Annotated in this window: 20 protein-coding genes; 8 read left to right on the top strand and 12 right to left on the bottom strand. The window is 60.8% G+C overall.

Going from position 1 to position 15,459, the window contains the following annotated elements; genetic code table 11:
* Nucleotides 1–251 precede the first annotated feature (251 nt).
* The 6 genes from N2245_RS03695 to N2245_RS03670 are packed head-to-tail and all read right to left on the bottom strand — an operon-like array spanning nucleotide 252 to nucleotide 2,609.
* The gene (locus N2245_RS03695; protein ID WP_494535383.1) at nucleotides 252–434 is read right to left on the bottom strand and encodes a DUF2273 domain-containing protein; all 183 of its coding nucleotides are present in this window, start codon (nucleotides 432–434) and stop codon (nucleotides 252–254) included.
* 10 nt (nucleotides 435–444) lie between these two features.
* Entirely contained in the window at nucleotides 445–1,008 is a 564-nt protein-coding gene (locus N2245_RS03690; RefSeq protein ID WP_494535382.1) for a hypothetical protein, read from the bottom strand.
* Complete coding sequence (locus tag N2245_RS03685) at nucleotides 1,005–1,586, bottom strand: hypothetical protein (protein ID WP_494535381.1); 582 nt, start codon at nucleotides 1,584–1,586, stop codon at nucleotides 1,005–1,007. Before N2245_RS03685 ends, N2245_RS03690 begins: the two co-directional genes overlap by 4 nt.
* A complete protein-coding gene (locus N2245_RS03680; RefSeq protein WP_494535380.1) occupies nucleotides 1,570–1,875 on the bottom strand; it encodes a hypothetical protein in 306 nt (101 codons plus the stop codon). Before N2245_RS03680 ends, N2245_RS03685 begins: the two co-directional genes overlap by 17 nt.
* Before the next feature lie 12 nt (nucleotides 1,876–1,887).
* On the bottom strand, nucleotides 1,888–2,322 hold the full coding sequence (locus tag N2245_RS03675; RefSeq protein ID WP_494535379.1) for an Asp23/Gls24 family envelope stress response protein: 435 nt from the start codon (nucleotides 2,320–2,322) through the stop codon (nucleotides 1,888–1,890).
* A 29-nt stretch (nucleotides 2,323–2,351) separates the two neighbouring features.
* Nucleotides 2,352–2,609 (bottom strand): GlsB/YeaQ/YmgE family stress response membrane protein, encoded by a 258-nt coding sequence (locus N2245_RS03670; protein WP_494535378.1) that lies wholly within the window; start codon nucleotides 2,607–2,609, stop codon nucleotides 2,352–2,354.
* A gap of 169 nt (nucleotides 2,610–2,778) precedes the next feature.
* Between N2245_RS03670 and N2245_RS03665 the strand changes: the two genes are divergently transcribed.
* From N2245_RS03665 to N2245_RS03650, 4 genes are all read left to right on the top strand, one after another.
* Nucleotides 2,779–3,357 (top strand): RNA polymerase sigma factor, encoded by a 579-nt coding sequence (locus N2245_RS03665; RefSeq protein ID WP_494535377.1) that lies wholly within the window; start codon nucleotides 2,779–2,781, stop codon nucleotides 3,355–3,357.
* The gene (locus N2245_RS03660; RefSeq protein WP_494535376.1) at nucleotides 3,342–3,644 is read left to right on the top strand and encodes an anti-sigma factor family protein; all 303 of its coding nucleotides are present in this window, start codon (nucleotides 3,342–3,344) and stop codon (nucleotides 3,642–3,644) included. The genes N2245_RS03665 and N2245_RS03660 overlap by 16 nt, the downstream gene beginning before the upstream one ends.
* Nucleotides 3,641–4,462 carry a mechanosensitive ion channel family protein gene (locus tag N2245_RS03655; RefSeq protein WP_494535375.1) on the top strand — a complete coding sequence of 274 codons (822 nt, stop codon included), beginning with the start codon at nucleotides 3,641–3,643 and terminating at the stop codon, nucleotides 4,460–4,462. The genes N2245_RS03660 and N2245_RS03655 overlap by 4 nt, the downstream gene beginning before the upstream one ends.
* Before the next feature lie 93 nt (nucleotides 4,463–4,555).
* On the top strand, nucleotides 4,556–6,151 hold the full coding sequence (locus N2245_RS03650; protein ID WP_494535374.1) for an alkaline phosphatase D family protein: 1,596 nt from the start codon (nucleotides 4,556–4,558) through the stop codon (nucleotides 6,149–6,151).
* 47 nt (nucleotides 6,152–6,198) lie between these two features.
* Here the strand turns inward: N2245_RS03650 and N2245_RS03645 are convergent, their stop codons facing one another.
* Nucleotides 6,199–7,104 carry a sulfite exporter TauE/SafE family protein gene (locus tag N2245_RS03645; RefSeq protein WP_494535373.1) on the bottom strand — a complete coding sequence of 302 codons (906 nt, stop codon included), beginning with the start codon at nucleotides 7,102–7,104 and terminating at the stop codon, nucleotides 6,199–6,201.
* Between the two features lie 157 nt (nucleotides 7,105–7,261).
* Here N2245_RS03645 and N2245_RS03640 point away from each other — a divergent pair, with 157 nt between their 5' ends.
* On the top strand, nucleotides 7,262–7,651 hold the full coding sequence (locus tag N2245_RS03640) for a hypothetical protein (RefSeq protein WP_494535372.1): 390 nt from the start codon (nucleotides 7,262–7,264) through the stop codon (nucleotides 7,649–7,651).
* 4 nt (nucleotides 7,652–7,655) lie between these two features.
* On the opposite strand, the gene N2245_RS03635 is transcribed toward N2245_RS03640, so the two are convergent.
* Both N2245_RS03635 and N2245_RS03630 read right to left on the bottom strand, forming a co-directional pair.
* Complete coding sequence (locus tag N2245_RS03635; RefSeq protein WP_494535371.1) at nucleotides 7,656–8,141, bottom strand: DUF421 domain-containing protein; 486 nt, start codon at nucleotides 8,139–8,141, stop codon at nucleotides 7,656–7,658.
* A 12-nt stretch (nucleotides 8,142–8,153) separates the two neighbouring features.
* Entirely contained in the window at nucleotides 8,154–8,657 is a 504-nt protein-coding gene (locus tag N2245_RS03630; protein ID WP_494535370.1) for a hypothetical protein, read from the bottom strand.
* A gap of 38 nt (nucleotides 8,658–8,695) precedes the next feature.
* Here N2245_RS03630 and N2245_RS03625 point away from each other — a divergent pair, with 38 nt between their 5' ends.
* The 3 genes from N2245_RS03625 (at nucleotide 8,696) to N2245_RS03615 (ending at nucleotide 11,067) form a co-directional block, all read left to right on the top strand.
* Nucleotides 8,696–9,169, top strand: coding sequence for a response regulator (locus N2245_RS03625; RefSeq protein WP_494535369.1), 474 nt, complete (start codon nucleotides 8,696–8,698; stop codon nucleotides 9,167–9,169).
* Between the two features lie 58 nt (nucleotides 9,170–9,227).
* The gene (locus N2245_RS03620) at nucleotides 9,228–9,716 is read left to right on the top strand and encodes an SRPBCC family protein (RefSeq protein WP_494535368.1); all 489 of its coding nucleotides are present in this window, start codon (nucleotides 9,228–9,230) and stop codon (nucleotides 9,714–9,716) included.
* Between the two features lie 247 nt (nucleotides 9,717–9,963).
* Nucleotides 9,964–11,067, top strand: a complete 1,104-nt coding sequence (locus tag N2245_RS03615) for an AIR synthase related protein (protein ID WP_494535367.1) — start codon at nucleotides 9,964–9,966, stop codon at nucleotides 11,065–11,067.
* Here N2245_RS03615 and N2245_RS03610 read toward each other — a convergent pair.
* From N2245_RS03610 to N2245_RS03600, 3 genes are read right to left on the bottom strand one after another with little or no spacing between them, the layout of a single operon-like run.
* Nucleotides 11,064–11,789, bottom strand: a complete 726-nt coding sequence (locus N2245_RS03610) for a DUF72 domain-containing protein (RefSeq protein ID WP_494535366.1) — start codon at nucleotides 11,787–11,789, stop codon at nucleotides 11,064–11,066. The two genes, N2245_RS03615 and N2245_RS03610, sit on opposite strands and share 4 nt — an antisense overlap.
* Nucleotides 11,790–11,799: 10 nt before the next feature.
* Nucleotides 11,800–13,809: a beta-galactosidase gene (locus tag N2245_RS03605; RefSeq protein ID WP_494535365.1), complete on the bottom strand. Its 2,010-nt coding sequence runs from the start codon at nucleotides 13,807–13,809 to the stop codon at nucleotides 11,800–11,802.
* 46 nt (nucleotides 13,810–13,855) lie between these two features.
* Nucleotides 13,856–15,370, bottom strand: coding sequence for a DUF4129 domain-containing protein (locus N2245_RS03600; RefSeq protein WP_494535364.1), 1,515 nt, complete (start codon nucleotides 15,368–15,370; stop codon nucleotides 13,856–13,858).
* Nucleotides 15,371–15,459: the final 89 nt, after the last annotated feature.

Genomic DNA, 15,459 nt, shown 5'->3' with positions numbered 1-15,459 from the left:
GCGACGTCAAATATGGCAGTATGAAGCTTCCACGAGAGCTTTGCGCCAACTCGTGCGCAGGTAGATATGTAGCTTTATACGGACTCTGAGGATCGTGGTAGGAGGGAAGGCTAACCCATTGCGGGTACGGTGCCTGCGGGTTGCCCGCCAGGGCGCGGCGCCCCACGCAGCGGCCGCGCCCCTATTGAGTTGTTGGCTGGTTTAACGTATCTGGGCTCTAGGTTAACACATACGCTGGAAGCTGTGCAAGTCTAGTACTGCCTACGACGCTGGAGGCTGGAGAGGTCGAGTTCGCCCTCGATGTACATCCCAACCAGGTAGCCCACTATACCACCGAGGATGATGAGCGCGGTGGCTCCCCAGCCCAGCCATAGTATGAGCAGGACGACCAAGGCCCCCACCAGGGCTCCCAAGTATTTCGCATTGATTACCATCTGCTACTCCTTATCGATTCTTGCTAACTTTCGACAGCACCACACGCACTCGTCGCACCGGTACTCGCTGCAGCTGCAGCTCCTGCGCAACACGAGTCTTGATGCCCTCACCATAATCTACAAGCTTGATGCCCATGGGACAGTCCACATCGCATTGCACCTCGAACGCACCGCGATGCCACCGCAGGCTCACGTACGGTGACCTCGCACCGGCCTCGCGCGCGGCCTGTGTAGCCAACTTGGCCACAGCGGTGGAGGTCAGTCTGAGCTCCCTGCCAGGAGTATCAACCACCACCACCTCGCGTGGGTTACGCACGACGGCCAGCTCACGCAACAGCAGAGACAAGCCTATCAAAGCCGCCACCAGGGCCACAATCGCGACGATGGCTCTGCCTCCCGGCGATATGCCTTGCGGAGATAGACGGGAAAGCCCATCCACGGCCGACCTGTAGCCCGTATAGTAGTTCAGGTCCGACGGCGAGAGCACGCCGAAGTTCACGAGCAGCAGCAACAGGGACGCCGCTCCCACGAGCAGCGCGAGGAGCAGAATGACTACTCTATTGAAAGCGTTCACTTTACCCTCACCTTCGCCCTTCTGGGATCGATCTCCCTGCAGTCCAAGGACAGCTTCCGCAAGGGCACACCCCAAGACTCTATAAGCGACCTACGCAGGTTTTCATCCAGCCTAGCCCTTGCCTGAGACAGGTCCTCACCGCGCCTGACTAGCGCCAACGACTTTAGACCAATACCTCCTCTGCGGTAGAGCTTGACCCTGCGCTTGGAATCCAGCACCGCAGCATCGGACTCCAACACCTCCTGTGTGCCCATGTCCACTACTCTAGGATGCAAGCAGACATCCTCCGTCAACTTCGCGCATGTGGGGGGCGCAGGCCTGAGTTCCAGCACCAGCAGGACCAAGCATATCAGTACCACCAGCACGAGCACCGCTATGGTGGCCGCTGGAGCCTTGCCTTGTTCCAGCTGGGATACCAGCTGCACTATGGAGTCACGCCATGCACCCAGCTGGGCTCCTTCCCACAGCGTCTGCAGGTCGTAACCGAATAGCCCGAGACTGTAGATAAATACTATGATACCGCCTATGAGCAGTGCCGCTGACAGCAGCACCATGAGCAACCTATTGAGAGCGTTCAACTTCAGGTACCCCCTCCAGATCCTCTACCACTATGGTCAACATGCGGTCCCCTACTAACGGCTCGACCGCTGCCCGCACCCTCTCGACCAGCAAGGGGACGGGCACACCATCTGGATAGGAGGCTATAATGTGCACCCTTACATCCGAGGGCGTCACTACCACGCCTTGTACCTTCTCACCTGCCCCGTACGTGGCAGCCTCGGCGTAGGTACCTCTACCCAGTGAACTTACACCATGGACCGCGAGGGCGGCCTCAGCAACCGCCCTCGCCAGAGATATCTCATCCAACTTGGCCCCTCCTTACCGGACCCTCTGAGTTTCCTCTTCCTCCTCCTCGCGCTGCGGCTGGGGCAGGATCACATCGTTCACTGTGATGTTCACCTCGGTGACCTTCAGGCCCACCAAGCTCTCCACTCGATTGATGATGTTCCTGCGCACCGCCTCGGCCACGGCCGGTATGGCTACCCCGTAGTCGACAGCGAGGTTGAGATCCACGGCCGCCTCCTGCTCGCCCACCTCGACATGCACGCCACGGGTGACGCCCGGAGATCCGGTGGCTCTCTCGACCAAGCCTCCTATGGCCCTGGCCGCACCTCCGCCCATGTGCACGCCCTCTACCTCCTGCGCGGCCATGCCGGCTATCTTAGCCACCACCACATCCTCGATGGTGGTCTTGCCCCTCTCCGTCTGTAGCGGGGCGTTCTGAGTCAGGGATCTTTCCTGTGTGTTGGACATTATGCGAACTCCTTTCTCAAAATATAGCTTTATACTCTTCTACCAACGACCATCCTGTAGATCGCCAGGAGCACGATGGACCCGATGACCGCCACAATGATCGACCACAGGTTGATTCCGCTGACCCCCTCGGCACCGAACAGGCTGACGATCCATCCACCAATCACTGCACCTATGATGCCGATGATGATCGTGACGATGATGCCGCCTGGGTCGTCACCAGGCATGATCCACTTGGCCAATGCCCCAGCGATGAGCCCCACGATGATCCAAGATATGATTCCCATTCCTTTGCCTCCTTAGTTTTCCACCATGTTATGACACCGCGTCGGGTCATATGTTACAGCTCTATGGGAAGATCCCCTGCCCGCCGCGATCGTCACCCTATATAGCACGCTACGTGCCAAGGTGGTGCAGATCTTGCTAAAAACCTATGCATATTGTGGGAACTAAGCTGTGGAAGGGTTGCTGCAGTTGGACGATCTAGAGGGCACCGAGACGCTGCTGGAGGAGATGGAGCTGGTAAGGGCCGCACGCCAAGGCGACAAGCTGGCCTTTGGGACGCTGGTCCAGCGATATCAACAACAGGTATACAGGCTGTGCTACCGAGTGCTGGGCAACCACCACGACGCCGAGGACGCCTCCCAGGAGGTGTTCCTGCGGGCGTACGATCGGCTACCACAGCTAGAGGGCAACGATAAGTTCCGCAGCTGGTTGATGCGCATCGCGGTCAACACCTGCCTCAACGAGCGCAGGCGGCGTCGCCCCACCACTGAGCTAGCAGATTGGCACAGGTCTGCTCCGGACGACCCTGAGGACAATGCCCTGCGCGCCGAGAGGTTGAGGCTCCTCGAGGAGGCTATTCAAGAGCTGCCTAAAAACCATAGAATAGCATTGGTGCTCAAGGATCTGGAAGGGCTAGATTACGCACAGATCGCAGACTACCTGGAGGTGCAGGAGGGCACAGCCCGCGTGTGGGTCTACAGGGCAAGGCAGAAGCTGAGGGAGAGCATAGATCGATGGAATGGGACATGATCCTCCAGAGATACGTCTGGGGAGAGCTAAGCGAGGAGGAGAGGGCCTCGCTTGAGCTCGAGCTGGAGCGCAGTCCCCAGCTGAGGGCTAGGCTAGAGGCTTACGTGCGCCTGCACTCCGCCCTGGAGGATATCTCCAGACAGGCGGTGGCAGCCCCCGACCTGAGCAGATCAATTGAGAGGAGGGTACAGTTGGCATCGTACTTACGCGGTATGCTGCAGCTGTGTGGGGGGGTAGTGGCCTCCTACGCAAGGGCTATCCTCGCCATGTTGGGGTTGAGCCGATGATCACTACGGCAGACCTGAAGGAGGTCTTCGTAAACTATATCCCACGGGTAGCCGTAGCACTCCTGGTGTTTCTCATCGGTGTGCTCGTCGCCCTCGTCATCCGAAGGCTGCTGGTGTTCGCACTGCAGCGAGCACAGTTCGACCGTCTGTGCCAGAGCCTTGGTCTCTCGGAGGTGCTAGGAGGAGTTGGGCGCGCTCCATCCAAAGCGGTCGGGACTATTGTGTTCTACCTACTACTGGCCTTCTCCTTCCTGCTGGCACTGGGACCTTTGGGGGCGCAGTTCATATCAGTTATGCTGAGCCAACTGCTGCTGTACATACCTAGGGTGCTGGCCGCAGCGCTGCTGCTCGTGTTGGGCATAGTCCTGGCGCGAGTGCTTGCCGAGATGGCTGATCGGACCCTTGTAGGGTTCGGTATATCGGGCAGCAACTGGCTACGCAGGACCGTACAGGGATTCGTGCTGTTCGTAGCGGCGATGCTTGCCGCCACCATGTTAGGGATAGACGTGACCATCATCATCGTGCTGATGGTTGTAGCGTTGGGGGGAGTGATACTGACCACGGCCCTGGCTCTGGGGCTCGGCCTGCGCACCATGTCGGAGAATATAGCCGCCGGGAGGTACATCTCTCAGGAGGTATCCGAGGGCGACGAGATAGCCGTAGAGGGATACGTGGGTCGCGTGCGAAAGATCAGCTACACATTCACGGTCATCAGCGCGCGCGATGGCAGGACGTACATAGTACCCAATGCCTACCTCATGAGGCACGTAGTGGAGAAGAGGAGTCCCGATCAAGATACCACCCAGTACAATCTATAGGCAAAGCTAGTCTCGCGCTTGCTTGGCCTTAAGCCGATCTTAATGCGCGCGCTCTATCCTCCCAAGTAGAGCAAGCTCTCAGGAGGTGACCTAGTGTTCGCTCTGGAAGCAGCGCATATGATCAAGCTGGCCACAAGCAGGCGCAGGTTCTTGCTGTCCACAGGATGGTTAGCAGGCGTAGCCCTCTCCGCCGAGCACGTCTCCCAAACGCGACTGGCAAGCCTCCCACGCGGTAGCTACCCATTCACCTTGGGGGTGGCCTCAGGAGACCCATTGGAGGACTCGGTGGTCTTGTGGACTAGACTGGCTCCAGATCCCCTGGCACCCGACGGCGGCATGCCGGCGCATCCGGTGCCAGTTAGGTGGGAGGTATCTGAAGATGTACATATGAGGAGGGTGATCAAGAGGGGCACGGCCATCCCCAGGCCGGAGTACGCCCATTCGGTGCACGTGGACGTTCGGGGGCTAGCAGCCGACAGAGAGTACTACTACCGCTTCGCAGCCGGCGGGGAGGAGAGTCCAGTGGGCAGGACGCGCACCGCTCCGCCAGCGAGCTCACACCCCATGGAGGTATCGTTCGCCTTTGCCTCCTGTCAGGAGTTTCACTCCTACTACACAGCATACAGACACATGGCGGCGGAGGACCTGGACTTCGTGGTACATCTGGGGGACTACATTTACGAGAACGTGCTGCGCAGCCCAAGAGGATTGAGCCTACCAGACGAAGTCATCCTCGAGCCCAAAGACCTCCCCTCTTATAGGCTGAGACACTCACTCTACAGATCTGACCCCAATCTGCAGGCGGCTCACGCCGCATTCCCATGGATAGTCACCTGGGACGACCACGAGGTGGAAAACAACTACGCGGATGAGTACTCAGAGGACTACCCAAAGGTATCCTCGGAGGAGTTCCTGATCCGCAGGGCTGCAGCTTACAGGGCTTACTGGGAGCATATGCCTCTCAGGGTACCACCTCCCAACGGTTCAGGGCTCAGGCTCTACAGGAAGTTCTCTTTCGGAGACCTGCTGGCGTTGCACGTGCTGGACACCAGGCAATATAGGGATAGGCAGACGGACTGCGCCGGCGAGGAGCTGGTCGGAGGCTACTGCCGATCCGCAGTCGATCCCAATAGAACCATCTTGGGCGATGATCAGCTTCGCTGGCTGTTGAGCTCTCTAGAAGTCTCCAGCGCGATCTGGAACGTCCTGGCCCAACAAATAATCTTCTCCCAGAGAGATAACTTGATCGGTCCAGGAGAGAACTACGTCGGCAACGGCGACCAATGGGACGGCTACAAGGCGGACCGGGACAGGTTATTGGAGTTCCTGCGGCAGCGCAGGCCTTCGAACCCCATAATCATCACCGGCGATGTGCACCGCAACTACGCCTACAACATCAAGGCCGACTTCGGGGATCCCGACTCCGAGACGCTTGGGGCGGAGTACGTGGGCACCTCAATCAGCTCTGGTGGCACACCAACAAGACGGGAGACCGTGATAGGTGGCACAGCAGACGATCCTCATCAGGTGATGTACAACAACTCCAGGGGCTACGTACGCTGCAGGATCAATAGAGACACATGGCAGACAGACTACAGGGTGGTGGATACCGTAAGCCGTCCAGAATCTCCCATATCCACTTTAATCACCCTGACCAGCGATAACGGCGAACCTGGGATAAAGCTGTAGCAGGGAGGCGCGAGTCGGGCAAGCCCGACTCGCGCGGGGTCTTCTGCCTAGCTCGAGTACTCGTACTCTCTCGAGATCTCCACACGCCTCTCACCCGACTCCTGACGAGAGGCAACAAAAGCTGTGACACAAGCTGCCACCCACACCACGCCGATCACGCTGTAGGCGGTGGCGGCGACGGATTGGCTGGCATCCAAGGATGTCAGCAGGGTCCGGGCGTTGGTCAGCAGGATGAGTCCTCCTACCGCGGACCCAAGCACCCTCGGGTGCATCTTTCGCACCAGCCAGGCCGCGATCGGAGCAGCGATCATGCCCCCGATCAGCAGCGCCAGCACGAGCTGTAGGGCTATCTGGCTGCGATCCAGGGACACAAGGAAGCCGGCGCTGGCAGCTATGGCCACCAGAAACTCGCTGGTGTCCACCGTGCCCACGGTGCGGCGGGGATCAAGTCTACCCGAAGCCAATATAGTGGGCGTGGATATTGGCCCCCAGCCACCGCCACCGGCCGCATCCAGGAAGCCAGCCAGCGCTCCCAGGGGCACCAAGAACTTCGGGGTGAGCTTCTTCTTGATCTGAGGGGTGCTCTGGCCCAGGAAGGCAAAGCGGATCAGGATATACGTCCCCAGGAGGAAGAGGAACAAAGCTATCCAGGGTTTAGCGGCCTCAGCGGACACCGAACTGAGCACCACAGCCCCGCAGAACGCGCCAATCGCCCCGGGCACTGCCAACCAACCTACCGCCGACCAATTCACATTGCCCAGCTTCCAATGGGAGAGCCCGGACACCAGCGTGGTCCCCACCTCTGCAAGGTGGACGCTGGCGGAGGCAAATGCCGGTGCTATCCCGGCCAGTACCAGCAACGTGGTCGAGGTTACACCGTAGGCCATCCCCAGGGAGCCGTCGACCAACTGCGCGGCCAACCCCACTACGGCCAATATCAACAACTTGCGCAACTTACAACCTCCAGATCGCAAGATTCTCTACTGTATCAGTCAACTTAGTTGAGAGTTTACAACTTGGCCTTCAAAGATGGAAGAGCAAACACTAAAGTATTAGTATTGAAACTTAGTCGGACTATAAAACTTTCTTATAGCATCTTGGGAGGCGAGGATGCGCAAGGGGTGCTTTCGGGAAGGTCTCCATCGACAGCTCTTCCCCCCAGAGGGAGCCAGCGACCTCAGGATCACTCTGCTGACGGCCTACCTGCCGGTGCTGCTCTGGATAGCGGGACTAGAGCTGCCAGCGTCTGCGGCCGGCGTGGCGTTCGCGATCTCCCTGGTCAGCATAGGGCTCGGCGCGCTCCTCGGGAGGAGGTTAGGGATGAGCCTCTTAGGAACGATCTGGAGGGCAGCGATGTTGGCTGCGGCCTTCTTCACCACCTACATCGGCAGGACTCTATGGGGCAAGTGGTGGTTAGGGATAGGACTGGCGATCGGCGTGTTGAGCGTGATGGTGGTGACGGCCACCCTGGTGCAGTGCCTACTACCTCCAAGGAACTGACTTGCTACCGAGAGCTCTCCATAGTAGCCCTGGACGTGACCCAAGGCACCCAGCTGGGGATGATAGATATGTGACCGTCCCTCTCGAGCACCGCGTACTTGATCTGCTCCATCCGCTCCAGTCCATGGATGGTGCGGGCGTTCTCCAGCACGTCATCTAGGCTGACCCTGGCGCGCTTCAGCCTATCGTGATGAACCACGCCGTTCTCCACCAGCACGAGGGGCACATCGTTCACCAGCTTGTCGAGGGCGCGAAAGCGCAAGGTTAGGAAGGAGAGCACTAGATCCGTGCCCACCAGCGTCAGCACGATGAGGAAAGCATTGGTTAGGGAATTGTCACCATCGATCATCGCCTGCTGGATAGCCTCGGAGATGATCAACAAGAGCACCGCATCGAAGGTGGTGATCTGCGCGAGCGATCTCTTACCATTTATCCTAAAGATGATCAGTAGGAAGAGGTATACTGCTAGCCCCCTGAGTATAGAGTTCATATTATCCTCCCATTATGGCCATACTATCTGCTTGAGGTTCACACGGCTGCTCCCATTCAAGAGCACCTCCCCCGAAGATACCCCCGCCCTGTCGAACTGGAAGTTGAAGATCACCTCGGGGCGCGTCACCCCTTTACCCACCTGGAACTCGAAGACCGTGTAGCCATCCTCGCTCCTGGCGCTGGAAGGCAAGGGCACTATGTTAGATATGTCCACCTGGTCCAAGTAGGAGCGCGGCAGCGCCAGGCTGAATCGCCCGTTGCGCGTGGCCCTTCCGTCCACCTCAAGAGACATCCGTGCGGGCGTCTCCAACCGAGCGAAGCGAGGGTAGCGGACGAGTAGCTGGCCGTCTGTGGACCTGACCTTCCCCCAGCTGAGCGGCCCTCCACCTAGGACGCCCAGCAGTCCCGCCAGGAAGGCTACGAGCAGCAGCAGCCTCCCGGCGTACTCCACCAGCCACTCACGCCGCTGAAACCGCAGGTCCTGCTCTAGCTCTAGACCATCTACCCTCTGCATAACCTCTATGCCCCCATCAGAGATATCTAAATAAGAGGATGCAGGAAAACTGGTACGGATGGAAGGACTATCACTCTATAGATATAATGTCTCAGACTCTATCTGCGCCGGGAGCGCGACCGGGGAGCAGCATGCACAGGGGAAAGATATTCGTAGTCGACGACCTGGAGGACTTCAGGCAGCTGTTGGAGGATGTGCTGTCGGAACAGGGCTATGAGGTGCTGAGCTTCGAGCGGGCAGCCGATGCCCTGGCGGCGCTGCAGATCCAGCCGCCCGACCTACTTATAACCGACATAAGGCTGGGGGACGAGAACGGGCTAAGACTAGTGCGTGCCATCAGGGCCAAAGCGGAGACCCACCGGCTGCCGGTCATCATCTGCACGGCGGCCATCCTAGACCTGGAGGAGTTTGAGCCGATCGCGGACCCATGCATACAAGTCCTGCCGAAGCCCTTCGAGATCGCTGACTTGGTGCGAGATGTGAGCGATATGCTGGAGAGAGGATGTAAGTGATCGGAGTGGAACGGGTCTTGCGATAGACAGTCGTGATGTTATGTAGGAGGCAGTAAAGATGGCTAGCGTAGTCAAGAGCATAGATGTGAACTTGCCGGTGCGCACCGCCTACAACCAATGGACCCAGTTCGAGGAGTTCCCCAGGTTCATGGAGGGCGTCAAGGAGGTGAGGCAGCTGGATGATAAGCACCTTCACTGGCGCGCCGAGATAGGTGGCAAGGAGGAGGAGTGGGACGCCGAGATCACCGAGCAGATCCCAGACGAGCGCGTGGCCTGGACCAGCACCACAGGCGCGCGTAATGCCGGCGTGGTGACCTTCCACTACATCGACGACAACACCACTCGAGTGACGCTGCAGCTGGACTACGAGCCCGAGGGCTTGGTGGAGAACATAGGCAGCATGGTCGGCGCGGTGGACCGAAGGGTCGAGGGCGATCTCAAGCGCTTCAAGGAGTTCATAGAGAGCCGTGGTGTGGAGACCGGTGGATGGAGGGGCACCATACAGGAGCATCCAGAGGCCAGCCAGGATCCCTCCGAGAGGATGTGATCGCTGGACAGGGGGGGCGATGCTGGGCACCTGGGCACCGCCCCCCGCACGGCAGGTAGAAGGGATCTCCCCGCCAAGTACAATTATCTCTGAAATCGTTTCCCATGTCTAGATCTGGCAACGATTTTCTTCCGTTGCAGCCTTAAGGGCCGTGCTATCCTTAGAGGTGAAAGGTTTTATGTTGGCCCCACCCCCGACCTCGATCGTGTATCATCTCTAGGAGAGACCACGAAAGGGGAAGGGAAGATTGGACAAGCAAGACAGGTACGCCTCTGCTGGCGTGGACTACGACGTGCTGGACAGGGTGAAGCGGTTGGCGCTCGCGGAGGCCGGCCGCACCAGCGGGGTTCTGTCACGTTTGGGCATGAGCGAGGTCCCCGAGAGTCGAGGGGAGACCGCCTACGTGGTGGATGCCGGAGACCACTACATCGCCACGGTGCTGGAGTGCTTGGGCACAAAGAGCCTCGTAGCGGACGCGATGAGGCCCCACCTAGGTAGGTCCTCCTACGACCTCATCGCCCAGGACGCCGTGGCCGCGATCATCAACGACCTCGTCGCCGTCGGTGCCACCCCGCTGGTAGTGCACGCCTACTTCGCGGTGGGGGCCTCAGAGTGGTTTGCGGACGAGGAGAGGGCCTCGGACCTGGTGCGCGGCTGGGCGCAGGCCTGCTTAGAGGCCGGGGCCTCCTGGGGTGGTGGGGAATCGCCAGCCCTCGGGGGCATCATCCAGACGGACGCGATAGACCTCGCAGGCTCGGCGGTGGGGATCGTGCGCCCTAAGAGCCGGCTGGTGACCTCGGACAAGCTGCGAGCGGGGGACGCGATCGTCCTGCTGGCCAGCACAGGGATACACACCAACGGGCTGAGCCTAGCGCGCAAGCTGGCCGCTGAGTTGTCCGACGGCTACCTCACCCCCATGGAAGACGGCAGGTACTTCGGGGACGCCCTCCTGGACCCCGCCCCCCTCTACTCGCGCGTGGTAGAGGGAGCTCAGGAGGCGGGACTAGAGATCCACTACATGGTGCACATTACCGGCCACGGCTGGCGCAAGCTGATGCGTGCCCCCCAAGATCTGACCTACCTGCTGGAAGAGGTACCCCCTGTACCCCCAGTACTTGAGTTCATCTGCCGCGAGGGACGCATCCCGGAGGTCGAGGCCTACGCGCTGTTCAACATGGGGGCGGGCTTTGCGATCTTCCTGCCGCCGGAGCAGACCGATGAGCTGGTGCGCTTGGCCGGCCAGCAGGGCATTGACGCCATCGTGGCCGGCAGAGTGATCGAGGGACCACGCAGGGTGGTGATCCAGCCCAAGGGCCTAGAGTACTCCGCTGAGGATCTCCGGATACGCTAGAGCAGGCTCCGCAGGGTCGTGGCGTTCTCGACCGCGTAGGCGCGCACGTCGTTGTTGAAGTAGACGTAGACATCCCGCTCACGGAGGCGCTCCCTTATCCATTCAGCCCAGGACCGCAGCTGCTCCTCGGTGTAACGCGAAGCGTACAGCTTGCCTGGGCCGTGCATCCTGATATAGGTAAAGCTGCCCATCTCGATCCGCCAGGATGGGAGGTGAGGGGAGTCGTTGAGCACCAGCGACGCCTCCAGCATCCGCAGCGGCTCAAGGCCCCCCTCCCCGAGCCAGGAGTCGTGTCGAAACTCAAAAGCGTACCTCAGATCCCCCGGCAGCAGCCGACAGAAAGCCGCGAGCCTCTCCACGTGCTCCTCGTCGGCGTGCATGGAGGCCGGGAACTGCCACAGGACCACCCCCAGCTTGCTTCCTAGCCCCCTGGCTCCGGAGAGAAAATCTTCCAGTGGAGCCTCCACCTCCCGCAGGTGCCGCAGGTGCGTGATCAACCTTGGGCCCTTGAGAGCAAAACAGAAGCGCTCAGGAGTTGCTTGGCTCCAGCGCTCGAACACTCCGCGCGAGAACCTGCCGTAGAAGGTGGCGTTGATCTCCACGGTGTCGAAGTGCTCGGCGTAGAACCTCAGCCACTCCCGCTGCGGCAGCGACTTTGGGTAGAATCTGCCACGCCAATCCCTGTACGTGTAGCCGGAGGTGCCCACGTAAGGGGTGCCCATGGCCCCGCCCTCAGGAGCTGGCCCGAAGGATCCGCACGTCGTAGGCGGCCATCACGATCTCTCCACGGAGCTCCTCCCCGCTCAACAGCTCTAGGAAGTTCTCACCCTCAGGCAGACGGACGGTCACCTCCTCCGGGTTGTGGTTGAGGAGGAACACCAGGCGAGCTCCTTCCCTCTCCCGCAGCGCCGCCTCCACCCCTGCGGGGGTCTCCATCACTGGCTGGACTCCCTGCTCGAGGAGCAGCTGGCCGTAGAACTCGCCCAGGAAGCGATCCTCTGGGTGGCTGGCGATGTAGTAGGCCCTGCCCTCGCCGAAGCGGTTCTCGGTCACCACCGGTGTGCCGGCGTAGAAGTCCTCGCCGTAGGTGGCCACGACCCTGGCGGTCTCTATCCGCACTATGTCGCACATGCGTCCACACTCGTAGGTACCCGTGCCGTCGGCCATCACGATGTGGTTGACCTGACCCTCATACAGGGCATCTATCTCCTCTACCCAGATGCCCAAAACCCTCCGCAGTGGTCCAGGATAGCCCTCGAACGCCAGGTCGTGCTCGTCGGCCACGCCCGAGAACTGGGTGGCCACGAACACGCCACCACCACGCACGAAGCTCTCGATCCGCTCAGCCACTCCAGGCTTTACCATGTACAGCATTGGAGCTATCACTAGGTCGTAGCGCGACAGATCCGAGTCGCTGAAGACCACGTCCACAGGCACGTTCTTCCGCCAGATCGCCCGGTAGTGCTGGCGCACGGTCTCGACGTACCTCTTCTCCCGGACGGGCCCCACGGCATCGTCGACCGCCCACCAGTTGTTCCAGTCGAACATCACGGCCACCCTAGCGGGCGTAGCGGCCCCGATGGTCGCATCCCCCAGGCGATCGAGCTCCGCGCCCAGCTCTGAGACCTCGCGGAACACCCTGGCATCCGTCCTGCCGTGGTGCTCCACCACAGCCCCGTGGAACTTCTCGCAACCGCCCCTGCCGCGGCGCCATTGGAAGTACATCACCGTCTCCGCCCCGTGGGCCACCGCTAGGTAGCTCCACAGCCGCAGCACACCTGGCCGCTTGAGCTGGTTGACCGGCTGCCAGTTCTGGCTGCTGGGCGTCTGCTCCATGAGGATGAAGGGCTTACCATCCTTCAGTCCCCTATTGAGGTCATGCAGGAAGGCGATGTCGCCGGGATCAGCAGTGGGCCAGGGGTAGCAGTCCCAGGAGACGACGTCCATCTCCTTGGCCCACTCGCGATAGTCCAACAGCGGGTAGGTGCCCATGAGGTTAGTGGTGATGGGCATGTCCGGAGAGTGCTCTCGGATGGCGTCGCGCTCGATCTTGAAGCACTCGAGCATAGACTCGCTCTGGAAGCGCTTGTAGTCGATTGTCAGGCCGTGGGTGAGGTTCTCGCCGTTGGCATATGGAGGAGTGATCTGCGACCAATCGGTGTAGGTGTGGCCCCAGAAGCGCGTCCACCACCTACGGTTGACCTCGCCAAGGCTGCCATAGCGCCTTCGCAGCCAGTCCCTGAAGGCCTCCGCGCACACCTCGCACATGCAGGTGCCGCCGTACTCGTTGGAGACGTGCCAGGCCAGCAGGCCGGGATGCCTGCCGTAGCGCTGCGCAAGCCGGCTCGCCACCTCGCGGATGAAACGCCGGTAATTGGGAGAGTTGGGGCAGTAGTTCACCCTACGCCCATGGTGGTTCCTCCGGCCAGTGCTGTCTGCCCTTAGCACGTCTGGGTAGCGCTGCGACATCCAGGCAGGCTGCGCGGCGGTGGGAGTGGCCAGCACGAAGTATCTGCCGGCAGAGTACAGCCTCTCCAGCACCTCGTCCAGCCATTCGAAGGTCCAAGTGTCCTCCGCGGGCTGCAGCGACACCCAGCTGAAAACCCCCACCGTGGGAACTTTGAAATGGGCCTCCTGCATGAGGCGCAGATCCTCGTCCCATACCTCGCGGGGCCACTGCTCAGGATTGTAGTCACCGCCGTGCCAGATGAAAGGTGCCTTGGGGTTGATGGGACCGTACAACTTCACCCTCCTTAAAATCTAGGCGTTAGAATATTTTACAGATGCGCTAGCGCTCCTCCTCGATGCACTGGGTCTCCTGCTTGCGTCTGAGCTCCTCTTGGATGCGTTCCACATCGGCCCTAGCACGCTCGGCCTCCTCCTCGGAGAGGGGTTGACGGCTGTAGCGGGCGCGCACGAACTCCGCGGTCAGGTCGTCCAGCGCGGGCTCGGCCTCGGGCACCTCCGGACCAAGGGCCCGCTCGAAATCGTAAGGCGTCTGTGACCGCCGCCGGGGATGCCCCGCGCCCTCGGCCACCTCTAGCATCCGCAGGTAGTAGTACCTTACCTTTCCCCTGGGATCCAACCTGTTGGGGTCTATCCTCTCGCCGCGGGCGACGCCTCCGAGGGTGCGCCCCGCGGCCCTGAGCCTCTCGGCGAGCCGTCGGGAGGCGCTGGACGCCGCGCCCGTGATCCGGGCCCACAGCGACCTCCACCAGGCGCGCAGCACTTCGAGGAGGCGTAGGCGGGCCAGCGGCGCCAATAGGTCCGGGCGCGTGCGCAGGTACGCCCGCAGCACGTAGACCAGGATCGCCGCCACTATCGCCCAAAAGATCAGGGAGTTCAGGAATCCCGGCCAGCTGAAGCCCCCATCCTGCGGCCGCCGCATGAATTCAGGTAGCTCGCGCGGAGGAGGGGGACTATCTCCTGTCCGCCCGCCGAAGAGGTGCGCTATCAGCCAAAGGAAGGGCAGTGATATCAGGAACCAGATAGCGCCTATCGTCCAGATGATGGCGCTGAGGATGAGCCCGAGCGTCTCCAGCAGCCCCATGGTATAGGTGGTCGGCAGCAGAGCCACTACCAGGAGCACCAGCACCAGGAAGAGCAGGCTGTACCGTAGCCAGCGGGAACCCAGCGCTGGCTGAACCCTAGCGCCCACCTGTTCCCAGTGGGCGCGCAGCGTGGAGTACCTGATCTGCCCCAGCATCACGAAGCCCAAGAGGAAGTACACCAGCACGTTCAGGATGACCCCACCCACTGGGGGCCTCGAGAGCTGGAAGAGGCTGCGCAACCCCAGATGGGTCATCCCAGCAAAGATGAGCAAGATAACTGCCCCAAATAGGAAGCGCGAGGCCAGCCGCTCCTCCGGAGGCACGTAAGTGGCGGACCTCTCGGGCATCTCCCCCAGCGCCTCCAGGTCCCTGGCTGTAAGCGTGCCTCCAAGCCAGCACGCCACGACCACCCCATAAGCCACCAACGCCGGGGGACTGAAGTCGGGGATGCCCGCCAAGGGGTTAGCACTACCCTCGTTGAGCCCCTCCGCCAGCTGTAGCACGAGGAAAAGTCCCACCAGCTCCATCAGGCGGTAGCGCAGGGTAGGATAGCTCCGGGGGAGCCGCTCCCGTATCAGCCGATAGGAGACTTGCGCCTCCAGCGCCGCCAGCGCCGATATCACCACCAAGTATCCCCCCCGCCACTGGGGCTGGAGCAGCTCGATGAGCTGCACTATGGACACCACTATGCAGCCGAACAGCACGGCCACAGCCAGAGGTCTGTAAACGGTCACCAGCAGCCTATCCCTCATCGTACTCGAATGTTACTCCCATCTATACCAACAGGTCAAATACCTAGCTAGGTACCACGATACATGTTGACTCAAAACTAAAGTAGATA

The organism is Thermobaculum sp. T2p (genome assembly GCF_059335935.1).
This window is presented reverse-complemented; position numbering and strand designations above follow the sequence as displayed.

What these genes read in the sequence shown, in the direction of transcription:
- N2245_RS03675 (WP_494535379.1), bottom strand. Translation starts at nt 2,322, where the DNA reads ATGTCCAACACACAGGAAAGATCCCTGACTCAGAACGCCCCGCTACAG.
- N2245_RS03600 (WP_494535364.1), bottom strand. Translation starts at nt 15,370, where the DNA reads ATGAGGGATAGGCTGCTGGTGACCGTTTACAGACCTCTGGCTGTGGCC.
- N2245_RS03670 (WP_494535378.1), bottom strand. Translation starts at nt 2,609, where the DNA reads ATGGGAATCATATCTTGGATCATCGTGGGGCTCATCGCTGGGGCATTG.
- N2245_RS03640 (WP_494535372.1), top strand. Translation starts at nt 7,262, where the DNA reads ATGCGCAAGGGGTGCTTTCGGGAAGGTCTCCATCGACAGCTCTTCCCC.
- N2245_RS03630 (WP_494535370.1), bottom strand. Translation starts at nt 8,657, where the DNA reads ATGCAGAGGGTAGATGGTCTAGAGCTAGAGCAGGACCTGCGGTTTCAG.
- N2245_RS03620 (WP_494535368.1), top strand. Translation starts at nt 9,228, where the DNA reads ATGGCTAGCGTAGTCAAGAGCATAGATGTGAACTTGCCGGTGCGCACC.
- N2245_RS03655 (WP_494535375.1), top strand. Translation starts at nt 3,641, where the DNA reads ATGATCACTACGGCAGACCTGAAGGAGGTCTTCGTAAACTATATCCCA.
- N2245_RS03625 (WP_494535369.1), top strand. Translation starts at nt 8,696, where the DNA reads ATGCAGGAAAACTGGTACGGATGGAAGGACTATCACTCTATAGATATA.
- N2245_RS03635 (WP_494535371.1), bottom strand. Translation starts at nt 8,141, where the DNA reads ATGAACTCTATACTCAGGGGGCTAGCAGTATACCTCTTCCTACTGATC.
- N2245_RS03695 (WP_494535383.1), bottom strand. Translation starts at nt 434, where the DNA reads ATGGTAATCAATGCGAAATACTTGGGAGCCCTGGTGGGGGCCTTGGTC.
- N2245_RS03610 (WP_494535366.1), bottom strand. Translation starts at nt 11,789, where the DNA reads ATGGGCACCCCTTACGTGGGCACCTCCGGCTACACGTACAGGGATTGG.
- N2245_RS03660 (WP_494535376.1), top strand. Translation starts at nt 3,342, where the DNA reads ATGGAATGGGACATGATCCTCCAGAGATACGTCTGGGGAGAGCTAAGC.